The sequence below is a fragment of the Bradyrhizobium sp. sBnM-33 genome (assembly GCF_032917945.1).
In the GTDB taxonomy this organism is placed as follows: Bacteria; Pseudomonadota; Alphaproteobacteria; order Rhizobiales; family Xanthobacteraceae; genus Bradyrhizobium.
Genome location: NZ_CP136624.1, coordinates 2,030,306 through 2,048,408, shown reverse-complemented (window position 1 = coordinate 2,048,408; position 18,103 = coordinate 2,030,306). Strand labels below are relative to the sequence as shown.

Genomic DNA, 18,103 nt, shown 5'->3' with positions numbered 1-18,103 from the left:
GCCTCGAACCTAGCGGCGTCGATCGCCGCTTTCTTCCACGCATCTTCTGCGCCGAAAGGTTCGGCGTGCGCCCGCGGCCTGGCGACGGGATTCCGCCTCTGCCGGAAGCGGCCATGCCGGTTCTGGAGAACGTCGAGTGATCCGGCACCGCGCCATCCAAACCGAGCCGGCAGAACCACCGGTAAGCCAGATTGAGGTGGACCTCATCGCACAGCCGCCGCTCCAATCGGATGCCGAAGCAGTAACCGATCAAGAGCATCCGGATCATCAGTTCGGGATCGATCGAAGGTCGACCGATGCCGCTGTAGAAGGGCGCCAAGTCCCGCCTGACCTGTTCAAGGTCGACAAACCGGTCGATCGACCGCAGCAGGTGGTCGGCGGGGATATGTCTCGAGCGAGAACTCAGAGAACAACACAGCCTGTTCGACTTGCCGATGTCCCATCATGATCTTCAGTCCTGCAATTGGACAGACTGAATCATTGATACCCCTGCGTTGCAACAGCAGTCTTTTTCAACAGAACCGGCCCAACTCGACGCGATGGGTGTAGCGGCCGAGATAGGCCAGGACCTGGGCGGGTCCGCCGAAGGGCCGCTTGGCGTACACAACCCAGTTGATGCGTCGCATGGCGTCGAGGTGGGCCGCAAGGCATCCGGCTCGGCCAGAGCTCCGAGATCGCCGAAGAAAGGCACCGGAGTTGAAGGCTGCGGACAGACGTTTGAGAAAAGTGTGCGAAATAGTCTGGACAATGGTTTGACGGCCAGGAAGAAGTTCGGTCGGCTGGCGATCCAGCGCGCGCCATCGGGCGAGAGGCCGCCGCCCGGCACGACGCAGTGGACGTGGATCTCCAATCGCAGCCGGTCAAGCGGACTCGAGGTCTGGCTGATGGTTTTGGTGGCAACCTGGGCGTAGCGCGCCGTGCTCTGCAGGCTGGCATGGCCAAGCAGAACCTGGATGACACGAATGTCGGCGCCGTTCTCCAGAAGATGGGTCGCAAAACTGTGCCGTAGTGTGTGCAAACGCGCTTGTTCAGACCGGCTGCAATGTGAGCCGAGCGGCACGCCGCGTGCAGCACGGTCGCATCAAGCGGCCACTCACTGTCGCGGCCGGGAAATAGCCAGCGTGTCGGTCGGGTTAGCCGCCAATAGGCCCTTAGAATCTTCAGAAGCTGCGGCGAGAGCATCAAGTAATGGTCCCGGCCGCCTTTGCCTTGTTCGACCCGGATCACCATCCGCTGGCTGTCGATATCCGCGAGGAAAACCACCTCCGACACGCGTAGTCCGGTGGCATAGACTGTCGTCAACGCTATGCGGCTCTTTAGGCTCGGGACCGCCTCCAGAAAGCTCACCACCTCGTCGGCACTTTCAGTACGACCGGCAGTTTGCGAGGCTCCCGCGCATAGGCGATGCGCTCTGGGATCGTGCTGTGGCCTAACGTCACGCCGTAGAAAAACCGCAACGCACAGACGATCTGGTTAAGTGCCGGCCATGATATCCCCGTCGCCACCAGATGAACCTGGAACGCATGAACATCCCCCAAGCCCAGATGATCGGGGGATCGACCAAAATACCGGCTGAACTTCGATACCGCGTTGAGATACGATCCCTGCGTCGCCGGCGACAAATTGCGGACCGTCATGTCCTCGATCATGCGTCGGCGGAGAGGGCTCACCTGGGCCATCGGAAACCTCCTGTCTGAAGGGTTGGGCTCTGAAAACCCTCGATCCTCTCAGACAGGAGGCGACGACCGTTGCTACCTCTCCTCAAATGCCGCGCCAGCGGCTTCGTTCAATCCCCAACCTCAATTCGCAAGAAAATCGACCCCGGAGCCCCAATTTCCGGCAAATCCAATCGCAGGAATTCCTGCCATTTCTATTGCCATTCAATCGCTTCGGGATATTTCACGGACGACGACCTGAAGACTGTCTACGCGTCGGCAAACGTCCGCAAGTGGGAAACGGAAGCTCGCTCCAGCGCCTTGGCGCTAGGAGCCTGTCTGAGTAGTGACTGGTCAAGAGGGTGCGAGTCTGATTCCTTGCGTGGCCATGAGCAAGGAATTTCGCCCCTGGAAGATCGACGAGGTCCAGCTTCTGCCGCCGAGCGTGCAGGACTATGTGCCGCAGGACCACGTTTCGCGGTTGATCGTGTCGCTGGTCAAGGAAAGCCTTGATCTATCGGCGATCCTAGGCAGCTACCGGAGCGGGCTGGGTCAGCCGCCGTTTGATCCGCGGATGATGACGGCGCTGCTTCTGCACGGCTACGCGAGCGGCATCTACTCGTCGCGGCGGATCGCCAGGGCGGCGGTGGAGCGGGCGGATTTCATGATGATCGTGGCCGGCGATGCGGCGGACTTCCGCACGATCTCGGAGTTCCGGCGGCGGCACCTGAAGGCGCTGGCCGACCTGTTCGTGCAGGTGTTGAAGCTGGCCGAGAAGGCCGGGTTGGTGAAGCTCGGGCACGTGGCGCTCGACGGCACCAAGATAAAGGCGAACGCGTCCAAGCACAAGGCGATGAGCTACGATCGGATGAAGAAGCGGGAAGCGGAGCTTGCAGCGGAGGTCGACCGCTGGCTCAAGGCGGCGGAGGCCGCCGATGCGCAGGAGGATAAGCTCTACGGCGACCAGCGCGGCGACGAGATGCCCGATTGGGTGGCCGACAAGCAGAAGCGGCTTGAGAAGATCCGCGAGGCCAAGGCCGCGCTGGAGGCCGAAGCCAAGGCCGCAGCCGAGGCGGAACGCAAGGCGCGGGCCGAGGCCGAGGAGCGCCGCATCGCCGAAGGCGGTAAAAAGAACGGCAAGACGTCCGCGCCGCCGAACACGGAGCCCGACGGCAAGGCGCAACGCAATTTCACCGACCCGGAAAGCCGCATCCTGAAGACCAAGGACGGTTACATCCAGGGCTACAACGCCCAGGCCGCGGTCGATGGTGCCCATCAGATCATCGTGGCGCAGACGCTGACCAGTTCCTCCAGCGATCAGGCGCAACTGGCGCCGTTGCTCGACGGGATCAGGGCCAATCTGGGGACCAATCCCGACGAAGTATCGGCCGACGCCGGCTACTGCTCCGACGCCAATCTTCGCACGATCAAACGGCGGCGCATTGAGGGCTACATCGCCACCGGACGGCAGAAGCACGGCACCAAGTCCGCCACCGCGGAAAAGCCTTCAAGAGCCGGCTCGCTGATCGCCAAGATGAGCACCAAGCTCAAGCGCGCCGGCTACCGAAGTCGCTACCGCTTGCGCAAGCAGATCGTCGAACCCGTGTTCGGACAGATCAAACAGGCAAGAGGGTTCAGGCAATTCCTGCTGCGCGGCATCGACAAAGTGAAGCCCGAATGGGCCCTGATTTGCACCGCTCACAACCTCGTCAAGCTGGCGAGGGCCGCATGAGCCGCTATCATTCGGATAAAACCGGCTTCCCGATGCTAACTGGACAGGCTCCTAGCGGGATTTCTCCATGCCACTGGAAATCGAAAGGTGCTGGCGGGCGCGATACTTTGCGCAAGCAATTCGCCTGAACTCAAAAATGTTTTTTCTTACGCGAATTCGCGGTTTATGCCACACGTTCTTTGTCCCAAATTCTACGCACACCGCCTCGTATCGATCCTGGGTCGACAAGTGGCCGGCTTTAAACACTGTCCTGAGAGGCCAGCGGCAGTGCTGTGTTGGAACACGCCCACGGACGAGTTCGGCGCTACTCACATGCTCAATGACTCTGGCCGTCGACAGTCACTTGACGGAGCGTTTTTTCGATGAAACTCCGACCTGGAGATAGATTGAACGATGACGAGCGAGAAAATTAGTGGCGTGGAGTGGGACGGAAACGTATTGGTCGGCTGGGTTTCGATCAACGGGTCTCCGATCAGGATTGCGGTCGACCAGGACACCGTTCACCGACATGGCCCAGCTTCGACGACGCGCTCACCTGGAAAATCAAACTTCACGGAGCCGAAATTCTTGAAAGGATGATCCCATTTTTTGGGTACGACCAATGGATGATGCTCACTGCAACACGCGTCAAGCTTGAACCAGGGCTTTACGAGTTGAATGCGCAGTCCTGGAGATATCAGGCCGTTAATCCGCTCCCAAACTTGCCCCCTCATTGGAGTAGGCCCCTGGACCCGGACAGGGTTGAATTTAAGGTTTGACCGCTATGCCGGGCTTTTGAAGGACGGAAGCCCATTGCCAAGCATCGAATTCACAGCCTGGAGTTCAAACGTCAGGTCGCGCAAGAGTTTCTCGCCGGCGAGACCTTGCACGGTCTGGCGAACCGCTACGATCTGTCGCGTAATCTGATCCGCATTTGGGTCCAGAAGTTCGAGGCCGGCGCCCTCGATGAGGCCGCCGTCGCGGCCGACCTGGTCGGGCAGTACGAGGCGCGGATAGCTGCCGCTATGAACAGCAGACCGCGGCCGAAAAGTGCGCCTACATCCGTGATTGTCGGCCCGTCGGGCCTTCCATCGCGGAAGGATGCCAGCTGATGGGGATTGCCGGCTCGACGTATTACGAGGCCTTGCGGGCGACGACCGATGACACCGCGATCGTCGCAGCGATGGCGGCGATTTGCGAGGAGTTCGAATGCTTCGGGTGGCGGCGCGTGCGCGCGGCCTTGCGGCAGCGGTGGATGATCGTCAATCGCAAGAAAATCAAGCACCTCATGCGCGAGCATGGTCTCCAGCCGAGGTCTGTCGCCACCATGTCGCAACGACCGATAGCGATCACGACCAGCCGATGTATCCCAATCGTGCGAAGGACATGACCGTTAATGGGCCCGACCAACTGCGGGTCGTCGACATTACCTACGTCGCGAACGCAGTCGGCTTCGTCTATGTAGCCGTCATTCTCGACGCGTGGTTGCGCCGTGTGGTTGGTTATGCGATCAGCCGTTCTAGGGGTCAATATTGCAGGCCGAATGACAACCACGGCCCAGATCGGTTCGTTCACCCGCAGCAACGATCGCACCTACACCGGCATCATCAAGACGCTTGCGATCAACGCCAAGGCGCGCCTCGTCCCCAGCGATCCCGCCTCCACCAGCGACAAGGCGCCAGACCTGCGCGTGATCGTCTCCGGCGTCGAGATCGGTGCCGCCTGGCGCCGGACCTCGAAGGACAACCGCACCTACTACTCGGTTAGGCTCGACGATCCGTCCCTCACCGCGCCCATCTACGCCAACCTCTTCGAAGGCGACGATGGCACGTATCCGTGCGGAGGTGCGCCAGGCACTGGCGGATACCCGGCCCGATCTCGATGATTCCGAGGTCGAAGCACATTTCGCGCAACGCCGTACCGCTGCGCTTCGAAAAAGTGGCGGAGCATGAACGGTGGAACTCGTCTGGTCGCGATTCGCGCTGTCCGATCTCGATGGCATTTTCAGCTACATCGAAGCCGAGAATCCCCGTGCAGCGGTTCATGTTGATGAACAGATTGCCGATGCCGCGCGGCGCCTGCTCGACTTTCCTGACAGTGGCCGGCCCGGGGCGCGTCGCTGGCACGCGCGAGTTGGTCATCCCGCGCACACTTATGTCGCGGCCTACCTGGTCGACGGTGATACTGTTCGCATCTATTGCGTGCTTCACGGCGCGCAGATGTGGCCCGACGAACTTACCAATGACGATTGGGGCCGGCTCCATGCAGTAATCCTGCGACCGGAGCTGGATCTCTTTTTCTTGAATTGGATGTCCAGGTCGCAGTCAGACTACGATAACCTTCATTAATCTAAATCGGGGGAAGGTCTGCCTCTACTTTAGGGTTCGACCGATCTGCGAGAGGCCCCGCAACGCCGAACGAGTGAGAGTCGGCGCTATACGCCGCGGGCAAATCGCGCCAGCTTCGGACGGATTGGTTCCCTCATTCTTGGCAAGTTGGGGATTTCTCATGCGTCTGACTGGTTCGTTCCAGTGGAGTTATGCGCATCTGCAATGGATTCGATTATCTCAAAGAGTATCAATTCGTCATTGTCCCACTTAACAGGTGCGTACTTCCAGTCGTGCTGCGTTCAGTGCGCGCAAGCAGTCTGCTTTGCGTGCAACGCTCCGATTTGAGGATGGCAAGATGGGTGATCTTGATGCGATACTCGCTCATCCGACTGAGGAAGCACATTGAATAAGTGCATTTTCTAGTCGACTCATTTATTGAGTCGTCCGTGAAGAACATCCTCTCCGCCATCGGCCACAACTTCCGCCGCATCCTCGCTTGGCTGAGGGCTCTTTGGTGCCTTTCCTGACCGCCCTCATCGCAGCCGCCCAGCGACCGGTCACCTCTTGAATCGGCTTCTTAACGGATGACATCGTAGCCCGGATGGAGCGAAGCGTAGTCCGGGAACGGTTAATCTATCTGCGAGAGAGACGCCCGGATTACGCTTGCGCTTCATCCGGGCTACGGGTCTGACGCGCGGGGCGCTACGCCTCGCGCACCACGGTCTTCAGATAGTTGTACGCATTGATGATCTCGATCAGGCGGTCTTCGCTGGAGCGGTCGCCGCCATTGGCGTCGGGATGGTGCTGCTTCACCAGCGCCTTGTACTTGGCCTTGACGTCCCCGAGCGTGGCTTCGGCGGTGAGCCCCATCACCTGCAGCGCCTTGCGCTCGGCGTTCATCACCGTGCGGGTCTCGCGCTTGCCCTGCGCGCCGGGGCCAGGCCGCCAGCCGGCGCGGCCGTTGAGTTCGGCAAACACGTTGAAGGGATCGGCGGCTCCGCCGAGGTCTTCCTCGACGTTGCCCTTGCCGCGCTTGGCGCTGGTGTTGGCGCCCATCTTCCAGGTCGGGCGATGGCCGGTCAGCGCATCCTTCTGGTAGCGCGCAACCGCTTCCGGATTCATGCCCTGGAAGAAATTGTAGGACTGGTTGTACTCACGGACATGGTCGAGACAGAAGTGCCAGTACTCGCGCGCGTTCTCGTCCCCCTTCCGCACGCTGTGCGAGCCCTTGTTCTGGCAGCCCGCCCATTCGCAGGTGACGGCCTCCTGACCCGCCTGCGCCTTGCGCTTCGCACTCACCTTGGTAGGCTTGATGCGAATGGAGTCGAAGAATTTTGATGAATCGATCGGCATGGCTGACTTTGACTACGCAATACTAAACGCTTCGAGTCCTGACATTGCGAATACCTCTCCTTCGACTACGCCATTGACGGAAAGCGGATGCCAAATTATGCCCGCCACCGCCATGAGCACCAAAGATGTTATCATAAACAAGTTGCGTGAAGCTTTCACACCCGAAAGCCTCGCGGTGAAGCCTTCATGCTAGAGGTTAGCCCAAGATGTTTTTCGATTGCGGCAGTGAGCTCGATAACCTCACCCGGGCGGTCGGAAACATGATCGGCTATTCCAATGAGATCGATCATCTGCTTCAACGCGTCGGCTTGATTGACACACCTCTCCAGAAGCTGCGAACGTCAGACTGTTCGGGCTGAAACGCCTCAACTAGAACTGGCACGGCGCTCGCAGGATCGCTGTTGCCACATACGAAAACATCAGCGGCCGCGTAGGACCTCTCAGGCCAAGTATGTAAGGTAATGTGCGATTCAGCCAACAAGGCTATTGCGGAGACGCCGTGACCCGGACAAAACTTATGAACGTGAAGGTGGAGTAATGTCGCACTCGCCGCGCGGACGGCTTTTCGGATTGCGTCTTCCGCAATGGCCGGATCGTCGAGGTTCTTCGCTCCCCATAGCTCGATGAGCATATGCGTCGCACCGGTGGACAGAGCCGGTGGGGCTTCCCTCTCATTATCAATAGTCATTAAGAAATCTCCATTGAATTATCGGCCCAATAGCTGAGCTATTAGGGATTTAGGCGACGAGGTGATCAGGCGCTCGGTTTGCCGGCACTTGGATGCCCGCAATGCCGTCCTTGAAACTGACAACTGCGACGACCTTCGGCGACTGATTTGTGCCGTTGAGCCGCCGCCAAAGTCCTTGATGCGGCGATCACCAGCTTGAACACGATCGGCCTGGCGTTGGTTGGCGACAAGGAGCCCTTCGCCCGCACGGTCCTGTATCGCCCCGTGGCGAATACGCTCTCGATGAGATTGGTGGTGGTATGCAAGTGATCCCAATGTTCGGCAAGAAAATCGTAGAAGGCCAGCAGTGCGTCGCGGTCGTTGACCAGGCATTCGATCGCCCGGCCGTACTTGGCCCAATACTTCTCGGCGAAGACGTCAATCGCCGCTTCGGCGGACGCTCGGTTCGCGCCCAATAGACCTTGCGCAAATCCTTCTTCATGGTGGCCTGCACAGAGAGTGGATCTTCTCCAGGACGTTCACAGTCTTGTGCACCCAGCATCGCTGGTGGCGTGTGCCGGGAAAGTCGAGCGCCTTGTAGACGTCGAGCGCGCCGTCGCCGACATCGGCCAAACTCGTTGTTATTGATGCCGTCGCCTTGATTGCTTTGCCAAGCCACGCCTCCCTTGAGGTAGGCCAGCGTGTGGCCCTCCGCGCCAAAAGCGTAACCGAGGCGACCGGCCCCGGGGACAAAGACGTTTGGACTTGCCTTGCAGTTTGCGCTCATTACTGTGCCGGAGGCTGCGAGGCAGGTATCTGTGCCGTTGGAGACAGCACCGCTGGCATCGAGTTTGAGGCCAAACACCCAGCTATTCTTCTGCCAGTTGTAGCCGATCTGGCCGCCTGCCAGGAACACAGGAGTATCGACGCCGCCGCCATAGACTGACGGACCGTAGGGATTATTGAAGGATTTTTGGCCGTAACCAACGCCTACGTGCCCGCCAATATATCCTCCGGACCAGCTCCACAGGGCCGATGGCAGTTGTACTGCTGGCTCAAGGTCCGCCGAATTGGCTGCACCGCTTGCCGCCAGCGCAGTCGTTGTCGCTCCCCAAAAACGAACTCCAGATCGCATCAAACACTCCGTGGCGCTTTCCCGATCCACAACCGAGCGCCTTCAAGCTGGCATCGGTGATAGCACCGCGACTGAAGCAAGCAGCGTGCCGCTTGGAAATTGGGGGGGTCTCCAGTTACTTCGTACCGGGTGCATGCGTCAGGTTGTGGACAATGGTCTTGAAGCTGACAATCTCGCTGTAGCGTCCGACAGTATGCTGCGCAGCAGGAAGCCGCCTTTTTCGCTGCAGCAGTAGAAGGAGACTTTTGTTCGCCTGGACAGAATTTCGATCTCACCTATCGAGGCTCATGCGAAACGGTGAACGCCAATGGATATTACCGACGAGCGGAGCCGGCCTGGACGCTAGACCCGTCTACCCGCACAGGGATCGCACCTGCTATGCCGCGCGTTGTCGAAGTCCGCTCGTGGGAAAATCGCCACGAGCGATCAATCACGCAACGCGACACGCGCAGGAAAGGCTCATCATCAGCGTCTTCCAGTTTAGCACGAATATCCGCGTGATAATAACAGTCCGGCTCCGGCTTCGCCGTAGTGCTAAGTGGCTTTGCTGCAACATCATTCGCATCGGTTCTGCTCTAGGAAAGGGAGTTGCCGAGCATGCGTCTCGTGGAGGCTAAGCGAAGGCGCCATCCGCAATTCAATTCCGGTTCGGAAACCGTATCGGTACGCCCTTTCGGGTAGACTGGACGTCGCCTGCCGTTCACAGCAAACGCTTCTGAGCGCGTTTTCGTGTGCACCAAGGCGGACGACTGCGAACATCAGCAGATCAAGGACCTCCCGGTGGATGGTTCTGCACGCCCACGACTCGTTACGCCGCCCATAGCTCTCGTTATAGCCAAGAGCGTCAACACGTTTGAGCGCTTAACGACTGCCCTTCGGCGGCTATACAAACAACGCCGGCCTCGTGGAAAACGGTAACACGCCTCCGTGTTGGTTCTTGCACATTCGAGTCGCAGACGACCTGCAGCCCGGCGAGCGCCAAATCCGCTTTCATGAGGAGCGCACAAAACCATTGTCCCGGCGCCTACAAATGCAAGAAATCACAAGCCGGAGCGAGTCTCTGGACGCGTTTGGTTACGGGCGCCATGCAGACTACCCGCGTGTCTACTACCAGATCCGGTAGATGCCAACGCCAGCTTGAGGCCCTAGCGTCCGGCCGTGTTCCCCTGCCGATCATCGAGGAAACAGTAGTGAACGCAAAGGACGAGAAGCTAAGAAACGGACAAAACGGCACACCATGACTGGCAGCACCAGGGTGGTTACGCAATGGACACCCTCAACCGAGGATCCTCGGTATTCTACTTTAAGTGCCGCAGAAGGCGACGAATGGCGGGACGCGTTGCCTGCGGAAAATCGATCAGGCAAAAATCCGCTTGTAGAACGTCAACCGACGGACGCGATCTCGGCGATCGATCGCGTTGCGAGATCGGATCCGGAGAGGGTTGCGCTGAGGTACGGCGCAGACGAACTCACCTACAAAGCGCTGCGATTAAGATCGGATGCCCTCGCAAGGACGTTACGAGAGCGGGGCGCTGACCGCTTAGTCGTTGGCTATTGGGGTGAGCGGGACCTCGACTGGGCGACGGCGGTAGTTGCAATTTTGAGGGCTGGAGCAACGTACCTGCCGCTCGATCCATCGTTACCGGCTTCGCGCACATCATTCATGATCGAGCAGAGTCGCTGCGCGCTGATTATTGGCCCAGACCAGCCGGATTCGCTCAGCCTATTTCAGGCGAGCAGCAAAGGCACCACGCAATTCATGGCGATAGAGGCGGCGCTGCGCGAGGGCCAGACTTCGCCTGTTGTGCCACCATCGCGCGAGGATGGACTCGCCTACATTCTGTTTACGTCGGGTTCGACGGGCAAGCCTAAAGGCGCAATGATCGAGCGCGCAGCCCTAAACAATCATTTGGTGGCAAAGATTGATGCCCTAACCCTCACTCGGACGGATTGCATCGCGCAGACGGCATCGCACTGCTTTGACATCTCGCTGTGGCAGCTTCTGGCAGGGCTTTGCGTCGGAGGCTGTATCGCGATCATTGATGATGCGACACTGAAATCGCCAGTGTCCCTTCTCAAAGCAATTCAAGGATACGGCGTGACGGTTGTTCAATTCGTTCCGTCCATGCTTGCAATATTTGTTGAATATCTGCAGTCGCTTGCGGCGGCTGACCGAGCTCTGGACAGTTTGCGGATTATTTCAACGGTCGGAGAACCTCTAACACCCGGACTGGCGCGCGCGTGGCTTGCCTTATATCCCCGGGTGCCCATTCTCAATCATTACGGGCCGACCGAGTGCGCGGACGGCGTTACGCATCATCTGGTTTCCGTAGCGCCTGCGCTGGCTGACCCTTATGTGCCGATCGGCAAACCGATTTCTAACCTTGAGGTTTATGTCGCCGACGGACCGCGGCTGTGCAACACGGGAGAGGTCGGCGAAATCTGTGTTAGCGGCGTTGGTGTCGCTGCTGGTTACGTCAATGACGATGTCCGCACCAAGGATGCCTTTGGGCCAAACCCGTTCTCAAACGACCCGTCGTTCCAGCGCCTATACAGGACAGGTGATCTCGGGCGCATTCGTTCCGATGGCCTTTTGGAATGTCTCGGTCGACGGGACCGTCAGGTCAAAATCCGCGGGCACAGAATTGAGCTGGGAGAAATCGAGGCCCGCCTCTCCGCTCATCATTTGGTACGTGGCGCCGTCGCGGTCGCCTCCGTCTGCGCAGGCGTAAAGCTTATGGCGAGAGATATAACCAGGGCCGAGGAGGAAACTGGATCGAGACGACTCATCGCGTATGTGTCAACTCCGGCTGAAGTAACGGAAGGCGAGCTTCAGAATTTTCTTGCCGAAGCGCTTCCCACCTACATGCTCCCAGAAAGGATCATCCACCTCGCCAGTATTCCACTGACCAGAAACGGAAAGGTCGATTTTGGGGCATTGCCGGACCCGACCAGTGTTCGCCCTCCATTGTCGACTCCATTCGAGGAGCCGCAAACAGAGCTCGAAGCCCAGCTGTGTCAAATTTGGGCCGGCGTTCTGCGTATTGAGGACATTGGCGTGAAGGACCAGTTCATAAGCCTCGGCGGAGACTCGCTCCGGGCAATGCTCATATTGGGCCAGTTGCAGACCCAGCTCGGAGTGAGAACGGATTTCAGGCTAGTCCTCAATGGAACGATCCGATCTCTTGCGGCTTCGATCTCGGCCGGCGTCGGCTCCAAACCGCGCACAGCCCCGACGTACGGAAAGCTTATGCGATCGCCTCTGACGCGAGTTCAGGAGCACCTATGGTTTCTCTCGCAGCTCGATCCGTCTGCCAGGAACTACATCATTCAAGGCGGCCTGCGGATAAGGGGCATGATCGATCTGGCGGCGTTCAATCGCGCCTGGACCGATGTCGTTCATTCCCATCAGGCACTTTCGGCACGCTTTATCGACGAGGACGGTCCGGTCCAGCTTTTTGATGCTCCTCAATACGCAAGTCTTGAATTGGCTGATGCATCTCATCTCACGGCGCAGGAAGCTGAGGAGCTGGTCGCAGAGTTACGGCGAACAGAGCTGAACGGCAGCTTTGATCTCAGCCAAGGCCATCTTTTTCGCGCGCGCATGATCCGTTTTGGCCCTGACAACCATCTCATACTGATCACCGCTCACGAAATTATCATCGATGCCTGGTCGATCTCTGTTCTACTCAGGGACCTTCGACAAAGGTACGTAGATGCCGCGGCGTTTTTGCCAGAGAACCGCGCGTCGCTCTCGACATACGCGGTCTGGGAAACACAATACGCTACTTCAGAGGCGCTGGCCAACCAGCGTAGCTATTGGCGTCGTCAGATTGGCGATGATCCGCCGGTGCTTTCGCTTGGAACGGGACGAGCGCGGCCGCAGACAAATTCCTACCGCGGCGCCTCGCATGCGGTGCTGCTTGGCAGCGAGCTCTCCAATCAGGTACGGGAGTTTGCGCGCCAACATAGGTGCACCACGTCGACAACACTCCTCGCGTGCTTCAAGCTGCTGCTGCGGATGTATAGCGGCCAAGACGATATTATCGTTGGCATACCGCACGTCGTACGGGATCAACCTGGCAGCGCCGAAATTGTTGGCTTTTTCCTGAATATGCTGCCAATCCGCACCGCGATCGATGTCGACCAGTCCTTTGCGGTTCATGCCATGCGCATCCAGGGCCTGGTCGGCGATGCCATCGCAAATTCGGCATATCCGTTCGGCTGGATGGTAAGGGATACCCGGCTATATCGCGAAGCTGAACGATCACCGCTCTTCCAAGTCATGTTCAACATGTACTCCGAGGCCGCGGAGCCATTTGGCCAACATGAGTTGGATCTGACATTCCGCGAATATGAGACCGGCTATGTAAAATTCGATCTGACATTGTACGCACAAGATCACGGCGATGAAATTGCCCTCCAGCTAGCGTATGCGGAAGACATATTTTCCAGTGATCTGATTGTCCGCATGGCCGACAATCTGCGCTGTCTGATTGCAGCCTGCGTTGAGAGGCCGCTTGCGCACATTAAAGATCTGAGCTGCCTCAGCGCGTCAGACGTCACTGTGCTGGACTCGCTGGATGGCTCGGCGCAGCCATATGAGACTGAATGTCCGCTTATCGAAGCGTTCGAGCAAATCAGCGTCTCTAATAGCAGCCAGGTGGCATATTTTGGTGATTTCGGTGAGATCACATTCGACCACCTGCGTGAGCGCGTAACAGCTATCAGGTTGTTACTGCGGGCTTCTGACGTGGGGGCTGGCGATATGGTCGCCATGCTGGTCGACCGGTCGCCTGACGTGGCCGCTGTTATTCTTGCAGCACGAGCCTTGCAGTCCATTGTTGTCCCCATATCGCCGGATTATCCGCGTGATCGGATCGAACATATCCTGCGAGATAGTCAGGCAAAGCTTTTGGTTCACGCAAATACCTCTGATCCTGGTTTTGACGTGCCGTCGATTCGTCTATCGACCCTTGAAGGGTGCGGCGCGCCCGTGCACGATTTTGAGCGCAGCGACAAACCATCAGATCAGGGAATTGCGAGCCTCATATACACGTCGTCCTCAACTGGGAAGGCGAAGGGGGTTCTTATACCGGAATCGGCAATTCTCAATCGACTGAACTGGATGTGGCGAGGCTTTCCCTTCGACAGTACCGACGTGATGGTTGTCCAGAAGTCCGCATCACTTGTTGCGTCGGCATGGGAGTACTTTGGGGGACTTCTGAGAGGTGTGCCCGCGCTGATCTTGACCCAAGAGCAGTTGCTGGATCCAGATCTGTTGTTGTGCACGTTGGCGAGACGTCGCGTGACACACTTATTTGCCTCGCCGCCGCTCCTATCCGGCCTCATTGCTTCCCAAGAACGGCACCCGCGACCGACCGCCTTGCGGTTGGTCACGAGCAGCGCGGAACCGATGCCTTCCTCGCTCCCGGGTCGCTGGCACGCGCATTTCCCGGACGTGCCGTTGTGGAACTTCTATGGTGCTACGGAATGTGCATCCAATGCAGCAATCTACGAAACATCGGGTGCCTACGACGGCTCGTCGCTCATCCCTGTTGGGCGCCCAATCGATAACGTCAAACTCTACGTGCTCGATGCACAGTTGAAGAGAGTCCCTGTCGGAGTCGCCGGCGAACTCTGCATCGCGGGACGCTGCGTGAGCGCTGGGTACTGGCGGGATCAAGATCGGACCAACCGCTGTTTCGTGCCGAATCCGTATGATGACGGACAATACAGCGTTCTTTATCGAAGTGGCGATATCGCCCGTATCTCAACCAGCGGCCTTCTCGAGATTTGCGGCCGATCGGACAACCAGATCAAAGTACGGGGCTTTCGCATCGAGCTGGAGGAGGTCGAAACGGCCCTTGAGTCTCATCCGGCAATCGCAAAGGCCGCGGTCGTCGCAGAAGGCATGAATGACCATCGTCGCTTGACGGCTAGCGTGGTTCCGGCTCGCGACAGTCTAAGCTCTGGAGATATTGTCACCCACCTGCGCCACACATTGCCGTCCTACATGATTCCCGCCGCCTTCCGTTTGGTTGACACTATCCCCCTTACGGCGAGCGGAAAGATCGATCGTGCTCGCCTGTCGTCCGTTCCTTACCGCGAGGTCGGGCCTGTTCCATCTGCTGAGCCACGCACGAGGAAGGAGCGTATTCTTGCTGGGATCTGGCAGGATCTATTAGGCGCCAAGTGGGTCGGAATCGATCAGAGCTTTTTTGATATCGGCGGAGACTCTCTTCTGAGCGTGCGCTGCGTCACGCTGGCGCGCAAAGCCGGACTGAATCTCACTGTCGACCAACTCTATCGAACACCGACCGTCAGGGAATTGGCGGCAGACGGAGCGGCGGTTACACTCCATACCTTCCCTTCCGCGGATGCCTCATTGCCAGTTATCCCGGCAATCTCATCTTGGAACCGTCTTGTCGGGTTCGATGAGCATTTCAACATCGGCGATCTGTTCTTCTTGCCCGGCGGCGTCCTGAATATCCGAATCCTGGAGCGCGCCCTTGCCCATGTCATGGATAGGCACGAAGGCCTCAGACTCCGTATTGCCCGAACTGACGATGGTCTACGTCTGACGATCGGACCTTCGGTGGCCGAACGCCTCGTGGAGGAGATCAACCTTGTCGGAATGACCGGCCTACAGCAGCGTAAGGCAATCGAGAGCGTCTCAGCAAGACGTCAACATACCTTTCGGTTTGACGGCCAGACGCCTCTTGTTAACGTCACGGTGTTCCGCACATCGCAAAGTGGCGATTACTACCTGCTGGTCCTGATGCATCATTTTGTGGCGGACGGGATAGGCTATCGACTGTTCCTGGAAGCATTGGATGGGGCGTACAACGCCCTTGCCTCAGGCCACGCCGTGAGTGGTCCCGAGAACATACAAATGCTCTCTCCATGGTTGAAGCGCCTTGAGCACTACGCCAACAGCGAAGCGCCAGCCGAACTCAAATACTGGGAGAGGATTGACTACCATCAGTTCAATTTGCACGTCAGCGACACTTCATCGGGCGGCGCGAGCTTTTCGAAAGTGACCGCGAGAGAGCTTCACCATGCACGCGTTGAAGGTCGCATCGATGAAGCGAATTGCCGATCCCTTTGGGAAGATCAGGCCAAGTACCATCTCGAGATTGACAAAGAAGCGACAGCTGATCTCCTCAATATTGCAGCCAGATTGGCACATTGTCAGGACTTTGATGTGTTTCTTGCCGCCATATCTGGCGCCTTTGGACGCGTTTTCGGCAACTATTCGCTCTGGATTGATAGCCTTACCTCAATCCGAGGTCGGCTGTTTGACGATCTCGACCCATCTCAGATCATCGGCCATATCAGCGAGCTCGTTCCGCTTCCCTTGAGTCTCACCGGAACGGAGCCCCGTCCCGATCGTGCTCGTTCAATATACCGCCAGCGCAATGCCCTGCCGCGCAGGGGAATAGGCTTTCGGGCCATGAAATTCCTAAACCGAGATCCAGCCGTGCGGAGCCGGATCGATCGCCTGCCCTTACCCAGAATTGGATTGAATTATCGAGCGGGTTTGCAGCGCCATTTTCCACGCCGTCTCTTAGCCAAGGAACCTTCTCCACTCTGGATCGGCGCAGACATGGATGAAGCGGCCGTGATTCACCTCTTCTGGTTCGATGTCGGATATCAAGCTGGCCATCTCCAGATCGAAACGACGTATAATCCAACCCAGGTCGGTTATGAGGTGACCCGCAATCTTTGCACGGTATTGCAACAGGAGCTGTTGCAGACGATCAGCGAATTCGGAAGAGCTCGCGACACTTTGATCCATGAATGAGCCGGATGCGGAATTCGCCGTCGAGGGCGATCGCGATGTCTTGCCGAAGAAAAAGCAGCACATCGATCTATCGGACCCTAATCTCTCGAGCCTTATCCTGCGGCTCGCCATTCCGTCTGTTGTTGGCTTATCGATCAACGCGTTACAGCAGGTCGTCAATGCGATCTTTGTTGGCGCACTTGGCGCGCAGGCGATCGCAGCTGTCAGCATGACCTTGCCGATCGTGGTCCTGCTCGCGGCAGCCGGACAGGGGATCGGTGTTGGAACAGCGTCGTTGATATCTCGTCACCTTGGCGCTGGTGAGCACCTGGAGGCGAGTCGAGGCGCGAGTACTGCACTTGCGCTCGCCGCTCCGATCGGTATCACCTTTACCGTCGCTCTGCTTCTAAATCTGCGAGGGATCTTCGTAACGCTCGGAGTCACTCCAACCATCATGCCCGTGGCGCTCGACTACGCGGAGACGCTTTTGTTCGGGTACACCCTGATGCTTCTAAACATCGTCAACGGCTTCATCGTCAGAGCCGAAGGCAACACACGATTCAGTATGTGGACGATGATTACCGCCTTCATACTCAACGCTGTGCTTGATCCCGTCTTCATATTCTTACTGGACCTCGGTGTGCGAGGCGCAGCCCTCGCAACGCTGGTATCTCAGATCGCCGCTATTAGCCTGTATATCGCGTATTTTACGAAGCTTCGCGGGATAGTCCTCGTCAGGATATCTCACATCTCATTGCGAGCAGATCGCATCAGACAGCTCGCGTCCATAGGGGCGCCGGCGACTATGACCAGTATTTTATCTGCTATTGCCGTTATGCTCTTGTACTGGACTGCTGCGCCGTTCGGCGACGATTCCATCGCGGCCGTGGGAATAGCTGTGCGAATCTTGACGATCGGCGCACTGCCTATCACCGGCTTCTGTATAGGCTCTCAAGCTGTCCTGGGTTTCGGTTGGGGCGCGCGCGACTTTGCTCGTGTATTGAAGGCTGCGAAGTTCATACTCTCCATGACTATCGCTCTTGCCGTTGCGTATTCTGCGGCTGTTATGATTTTTGCCCGGCCTTTGGTCAGGCTGTTCAGCGATAGCGATAAGGTCACGGAAATTGCCGTCTCGACCTGCATCGTCTTCCATCTCTTTTTTGGACTTTTTGGTATTGAGAGTTTCGTGACGACGATGCTTCAGTCGTTCGGGAGAGCACGCCTCAGTGCGGTTGTGTCCTTGGCGAGGCAGGGCTTTCTCTTCATACCGGCCGTACTGTTATTCCCGGTCGTATGGGGTTTCAGCGGCCTGTTGGCCAGTCAAGCAATCGCTGAACTGGGCGCCGGAATGATCGCGCTGTTCGTCATGTTCCACCAGTTCGCTGAGCTCAGACGAGGGCTCCGGCACCGTAACTTCAAGAGCGATCGAGCACGCGGGTTGACCTGACAACGGACATCATCGGGGC

At 58.1% G+C, this 18,103-nt stretch carries 9 protein-coding genes and 3 pseudogenes; 6 read left to right on the top strand and 6 right to left on the bottom strand.

What is annotated here, in order from left to right; all coding sequences use genetic code 11:
- Positions 1-101 precede the first annotated feature (101 nt).
- From RX328_RS09525 to RX328_RS43365, 3 genes and pseudogenes are all read right to left on the bottom strand, one after another.
- A pseudogene (locus RX328_RS09525) lies at positions 102-446 on the bottom strand (transposase); the annotation flags it as partial.
- 66 nt (positions 447-512) lie between these two features.
- Positions 513-1,347, bottom strand: a pseudogene (locus RX328_RS43370) (tyrosine-type recombinase/integrase).
- A complete protein-coding gene (locus RX328_RS43365; RefSeq protein ID WP_249727267.1) occupies positions 1,344-1,679 on the bottom strand; it encodes a site-specific integrase in 336 nt (111 codons plus the stop codon). Before RX328_RS43365 ends, RX328_RS43370 begins: the two are co-directional and overlap by 4 nt.
- A gap of 364 nt (positions 1,680-2,043) precedes the next feature.
- On the opposite strand from RX328_RS43365, the gene RX328_RS09510 reads away from it, so the two are divergent.
- The 4 genes from RX328_RS09510 to RX328_RS09495 all read left to right on the top strand — a co-directional run bounded on the left by RX328_RS09510 (position 2,044) and on the right by RX328_RS09495 (position 5,714).
- A complete protein-coding gene (locus tag RX328_RS09510) occupies positions 2,044-3,387 on the top strand; it encodes an IS1182 family transposase (RefSeq protein WP_317258664.1) in 1,344 nt (447 codons plus the stop codon).
- 1,090 nt (positions 3,388-4,477) lie between these two features.
- Positions 4,478-4,756 carry an IS3 family transposase gene (locus RX328_RS09505; protein WP_213253674.1) on the top strand — a complete coding sequence of 93 codons (279 nt, stop codon included), beginning with the start codon at positions 4,478-4,480 and terminating at the stop codon, positions 4,754-4,756.
- 153 nt (positions 4,757-4,909) lie between these two features.
- Positions 4,910-5,251: a DUF736 domain-containing protein gene (locus tag RX328_RS09500; RefSeq protein WP_213253673.1), complete on the top strand. Its 342-nt coding sequence runs from the start codon at positions 4,910-4,912 to the stop codon at positions 5,249-5,251.
- Between the two features lie 70 nt (positions 5,252-5,321).
- The gene (locus tag RX328_RS09495; protein WP_108522687.1) at positions 5,322-5,714 is read left to right on the top strand and encodes a type II toxin-antitoxin system RelE/ParE family toxin; all 393 of its coding nucleotides are present in this window, start codon (positions 5,322-5,324) and stop codon (positions 5,712-5,714) included.
- 684 nt (positions 5,715-6,398) lie between these two features.
- On the opposite strand, the gene RX328_RS09490 is transcribed toward RX328_RS09495, so the two are convergent.
- From RX328_RS09490 to RX328_RS09480, 3 genes and pseudogenes are all read right to left on the bottom strand, one after another.
- Positions 6,399-7,049 carry a J domain-containing protein gene (locus RX328_RS09490; protein ID WP_213253672.1) on the bottom strand — a complete coding sequence of 217 codons (651 nt, stop codon included), beginning with the start codon at positions 7,047-7,049 and terminating at the stop codon, positions 6,399-6,401.
- A 295-nt stretch (positions 7,050-7,344) separates the two neighbouring features.
- Complete coding sequence (gene speD, locus RX328_RS09485; RefSeq protein WP_249726825.1) at positions 7,345-7,680, bottom strand: adenosylmethionine decarboxylase; 336 nt, start codon at positions 7,678-7,680, stop codon at positions 7,345-7,347.
- 106 nt (positions 7,681-7,786) lie between these two features.
- Positions 7,787-8,364, bottom strand: a pseudogene (locus tag RX328_RS09480) (transposase); the annotation flags it as partial.
- Between the two features lie 1,724 nt (positions 8,365-10,088).
- On the opposite strand from RX328_RS09480, the gene RX328_RS09470 reads away from it, so the two are divergent.
- On the top strand, positions 10,089-16,658 hold the full coding sequence (locus tag RX328_RS09470) for a non-ribosomal peptide synthetase (RefSeq protein WP_249726813.1): 6,570 nt from the start codon (positions 10,089-10,091) through the stop codon (positions 16,656-16,658).
- Entirely contained in the window at positions 16,651-18,084 is a 1,434-nt protein-coding gene (locus tag RX328_RS09465) for an MATE family efflux transporter (RefSeq protein ID WP_213253670.1), read from the top strand. Before RX328_RS09470 ends, RX328_RS09465 begins: the two co-directional genes overlap by 8 nt.
- The last annotated feature ends 19 nt before the right edge of the window (positions 18,085-18,103 follow it).